At 61.9% G+C, this 4,184-nt stretch carries 5 protein-coding genes; 2 read left to right on the top strand and 3 right to left on the bottom strand.

What is annotated here, in order from left to right:
* Positions 1–218: KR domain-containing protein (locus tag ABYW26_RS11370; protein ID WP_372604995.1), on the bottom strand; the 218-nt coding region annotated here is incomplete at its 3' end.
* Positions 219–405: 187 nt separating this feature from the next.
* Here ABYW26_RS11370 and ABYW26_RS11365 point away from each other — a divergent pair.
* The gene (locus tag ABYW26_RS11365; protein WP_372604994.1) at positions 406–1,191 is read left to right on the top strand and encodes a glucose 1-dehydrogenase; all 786 of its coding nucleotides are present in this window, start codon (positions 406–408) and stop codon (positions 1,189–1,191) included.
* On the opposite strand, the gene ABYW26_RS11360 is transcribed toward ABYW26_RS11365, so the two are convergent.
* Positions 1,184–1,762, bottom strand: coding sequence for an NIPSNAP family protein (locus ABYW26_RS11360; RefSeq protein ID WP_372604993.1), 579 nt, complete (start codon positions 1,760–1,762; stop codon positions 1,184–1,186). The two genes, ABYW26_RS11365 and ABYW26_RS11360, sit on opposite strands and share 8 nt — an antisense overlap.
* Positions 1,763–1,850: 88 nt before the next feature.
* Positions 1,851–2,762: a helix-turn-helix domain-containing protein gene (locus ABYW26_RS11355; protein ID WP_372604992.1), complete on the bottom strand. Its 912-nt coding sequence runs from the start codon at positions 2,760–2,762 to the stop codon at positions 1,851–1,853.
* Between the two features lie 168 nt (positions 2,763–2,930).
* Between ABYW26_RS11355 and ABYW26_RS11350 the strand changes: the two genes are divergently transcribed.
* A partial coding sequence (locus tag ABYW26_RS11350; protein ID WP_372604991.1) for an FAD-dependent oxidoreductase occupies positions 2,931–4,184 on the top strand: 1,254 nt, incomplete at its 3' end.

The following is a 4,184-nucleotide window of genomic DNA, read 5'->3' as shown; positions in this document are numbered from 1 at the left end:
TCCCGCGCGGTATCGACATCGGCAATATCGCCGGTCAGGAACAAGGTTTCGGCCCCCATCGCCGCCAGATCGTCCAGCAGGGTCTGCGGCGCGGGCTTGGCCCCCGAGGCGGTCATGACCAGTTTCAGCCGCGACCCTGCTTCGGTGGCGCGGCGGGCCAACAGGCGGCAGGTCGCGCCGCCGATACCTTCGCTTGCCCCGGTCAGCATGACTTTCATCGTAATTCCTCCGCGTTGTTTCCGGCTTAGTCTGACACGGCCTGACACCGGACGGAATGGACGGAACGCACAGCCGGTTGGACGATCCGTTCTATCGGATTTGTCCAACCATTCCGGGGTTGCATCCATTGCGGGAAACCGGCGACCAGCGCAGCTTTCTGACCTGCCAATTCGACAGGAGCCGCACATGACAAAATCCGACGCCCCCGTTTGCCTGATCACCGGAGCCGCTCAGGGCATCGGTTGGGAAACCGCACAACTGTTTGCCCAGCGCGGCCATCGCGTGGTGATCGCCGATCTGGACGGACCCCTTGCCACCCAGCGCGCCGAACAACTGGGCCCCGATCATCTGGGGCTGGCCTGCAACGTCACCGACGAGGATGACGCAAAGGCCGTGTTTCAGGCCATCACACAGCGTTATGGACGGCTGGATGTGCTGGTGAACAATGCCGGGATCGGTGACACCAGCGCCCCGACGCTGGAGCAGACGCCCAGCCATTTCCGCAAGGTTCTTGAGGTCCACCTGTCCGGCACCTTTATCCTGTCGCAACAGGCCGCCGCGATGATGATCACGCATGGCACCGGCGGCGCGATCGTCAATTTCTCGTCCATCGCCGGGCTGACCGGCCTGCCGCGCCGCAACGCCTATGGCGCAGCCAAGGCCGGGATCATCGCCATGACCAAATCCATGGGGGCTGAATGGGGGGCGCAAGGGGTGCGGGTCAACGCGGTTGCCCCCGGATATGTGCGCACCGCGCTGGTGGAAAAGTTGATCTCTGACGGCCTGCTGAACGCCCAGACCATTCTGGCCCGCACGCCGATGGGCCGGATGCTGGCGCCGCGCGAAATCTCGGAGGCGGTCTATTTTCTGGCCTCGCCCGCAGCCTCGGGCATCACCGGAACAGTGCTCAGTGTCGATGGCGGCTGGACCGCATTCGGCGCGGCAGGCGACCCGTCCGGCGCACCTATCTGAGCGGCGAACAGGTGATTGCGCGCAACAATTCGTGGCGCGCGGCCCCGGTCGCGGTGGCCATCGGATCGTCGGTTTCATGGCGATACAGGGTGACGATCTGGCCGGGCTGCTCGCCCGAAACGACCCGCCAGCGGCCCAGCAGTTCCACCCCCGGCACCACATCGCCCTCCATCGTCAGCGACAGATAGGCCGGGGTAAACATCGGGGTCGCATCGTCCTGACCCGGATGCACGGTTTTCCGCGCCGCCGTGGCCCGGTCCAACATTTCCGAGCTGGTTTCGAGTTGCATCATCATGTTGCGCTGCGACACGATCAGCGGAAAGCCCTTGGGCATGAACCCATCGTTCCAATCCGCATCGCCCGCCAGCCCGGCGCGACAGGCCAGACGTTCGTCCAGACTTTTATAGGCCCACAGATGATACAGCCGGTTCAGTGCACCGGTGTCTGTCAGCCAATACCCCAGCATCGGCAGATGGCGGGTGACGAATTGAACGCCGTTCTTACGAAACAGATCCAGATAGGCCGGACCCTTGTCTGGCATCAGATCATAGGCTCTGAGTTCATACAGCATTCCCGCCTCCGCTTGATTGGGAGATCACCTTGCCCCGGCATGGGCCGGTCAGGGAATGGAAGAAACCGCCATTCCCTTGCACAATCGCCTATTCGGCCGCCTGTTCCTGTTGCGCGTGGTGGGCCTCGCGATAGGCGCCGGGCGGTTGGCCGACGCGCTGGGAAAAGAACCGGCTGAAATAGGCCGGGTCCTCGAACCCCAGCTCATAACCGACTTCGGCCACGGTCAGTTCCATATAGATGAGATAGCGCTTGGCCTCGATGATCGTGCGCTCGTGCAGCAGCTCGGACGAGGTCTTGCCCGCCCGCGCCTTGCAGGCCTGATTCAGGCGCTGCGCGCTGATCGCCAGCTTGCGGGCATAGAATTCCAGCCCCTTTTCGATGCGGAAATTATGCTCCAGCAACTCGCGATAACGGTGCAGGATGTCATAATCGCGGTCCCCGGCGGCAAAGCGCGTGCTGACCATTTCACTGCGCAACCGCATCAGGGCGACGAGGATGCGCAGGAATTGCGCCATGATCGCCGCGCGGCGGCCCGGCGCCGACCAGACATATTCGCGGTTGATCCAGTGAAACGCGTCGATAATGCCGTCCACGTTCACGCCACTGTCGCCCAACGGATAGACTTGCGGCGCAACCAGCACATCCAAAAACCGGGTATCGCCCTGTGCAACCGCCGTCGCATAGGCCGTTGCGGCGGTGATAACCGTGCCGTCGGTGCCGGGGCGAAAATGGATTTCATGCACCATGGCCGCTGGCACAACGACAATGCTGAGGGTCGGGATTTCATAATCGTTCGATTCAATCCGGATGGTGCCGCCACCACGCTCGATCAGCAGGAACTGCAGGTGATCCGGATGCGCATGCGCGCGAATAGTCCAATCATGCTGACCGCTTCTTTCCCGAATTGGTTCGACATGCAGGAAATTCAGTTCGACGTCATGCACCCGGTCTCCATACAGGTAATACCGGGGAATAGACGGTTTTCTTGGGCTTGCCATGGGTCTCCTCCTGCTGCGGTTCGGACTGGCCCGCCGGGCCGCAGAATTCGAATTGTGCAACAAAAGATCCGCTGCGTCCATTCGTCATTCGCCCCGGCGCTGGCATATCTGACAGCAACAATTCGGCCGCGCCTCTCAGAGGCTGCGGCATCTCTGGGAGGAACCGACATGGCGAAGGCATTAAGCGGCAAAGAAACCTGTGACGTGCTGGTAATCGGCGCGGGCGCGGGCGGCATGGCAACTGCGATCACGGCGGCCAAGAACGGGCTAAAGGTCATCATCGTCGAAAAAGAGCCGGTCTATGGTGGCACAACCGCGTTTTCGGGCGGCGTGCTGTGGATCCCCGGCAACCCGCATTTCACCGGCGAGGACAGCCGCGAGGCGGCAGAGACCTATCTGAAATCCGAGACCGGCAATTTCTACCAATCCGAAGCGGTCGAGGCCTTTCTGGACGCAGGCCCGAAGATGCTGAAATTCTTTGAATCGGAAACGGCGGTCAAATTCGTGCCGACGCTGTATCCCGACTATCACCCGGACGCGCCCGGCGGGGTCGAGATCGGCCGCTCGGTTCTGGCCGCGCCGTTTGATACATCGGTTCTGGGCGAAGACCTGAAACGCCTGCGGCCGCCGCTGCAGACCATCACCTTCATGGGGATGATGTTCAATTCGTCCAATGCCGACATCAAGCATTTCTTCAACGCCACCAAGTCGGCCAAATCCTTTGCCTATGTCACCAAGCGCCTGATCGCGCATTTCCTTGAGGTCGCCCGCTATGGTCGCGGCACCAACGTGACCTCGGGCAATGCCCTGGCGGCGCGGCTGGCCAAGTCGTGTTTCGATCTGGGTATCCCGATCTATACCGACACCCCGGCCAAGGAACTGACCATCGAAAACAAAGCCGTGGTCGGTGCCGTGGTCGAAAGCGGCGGTAAGACGGTTCAGATCACCGCCCGCAAAGGCGTGGTTCTGGCGGCGGGCGGCTTTGCCCATGGCATCGACAAGATCCGAAAGGCCTATCCGCATCTGCGGCGCGGCGGCGAACATTTCTCGCCCGTGCCCGAAGGCAATACCGGCGACGGCATTGATCTGGGCACTGCGGTCGGCGGTAAGTTCGACATACATTTCCCCAGCACCTCGGCATGGATGCCGGTCTCGAAGGTTCCGGTTGGCGGCGGCAAGTTCAAGGCCTTCCCGCACCTGCTGGACCGCTACAAACCGGGCATCATCGCCGTGCTGAAAAACGGCAAGCGGTTCACCAATGAAAGCGAAAGCTATCACGATGTCGGTGCGGCGCTGATCGCGGCTTGCGAGGGCGAACAGGAAACCGCCTGCTGGCTGATCGCTGACAAGCCGACGATCAAGAAATACGGGCTTGGCTTTGCCAAACCGGCGCCGGTGCCGTTGGCGAAATACCTGTCGAAC

Source organism: Actibacterium sp. (genome assembly GCF_041584535.1).
Taxonomy (GTDB): Bacteria; Pseudomonadota; Alphaproteobacteria; order Rhodobacterales; family Rhodobacteraceae; genus Actibacterium_D.
The sequence above is the reverse complement of the archived record's forward strand: the minus strand, read 5'-3'. Positions and strand labels throughout refer to the sequence as shown.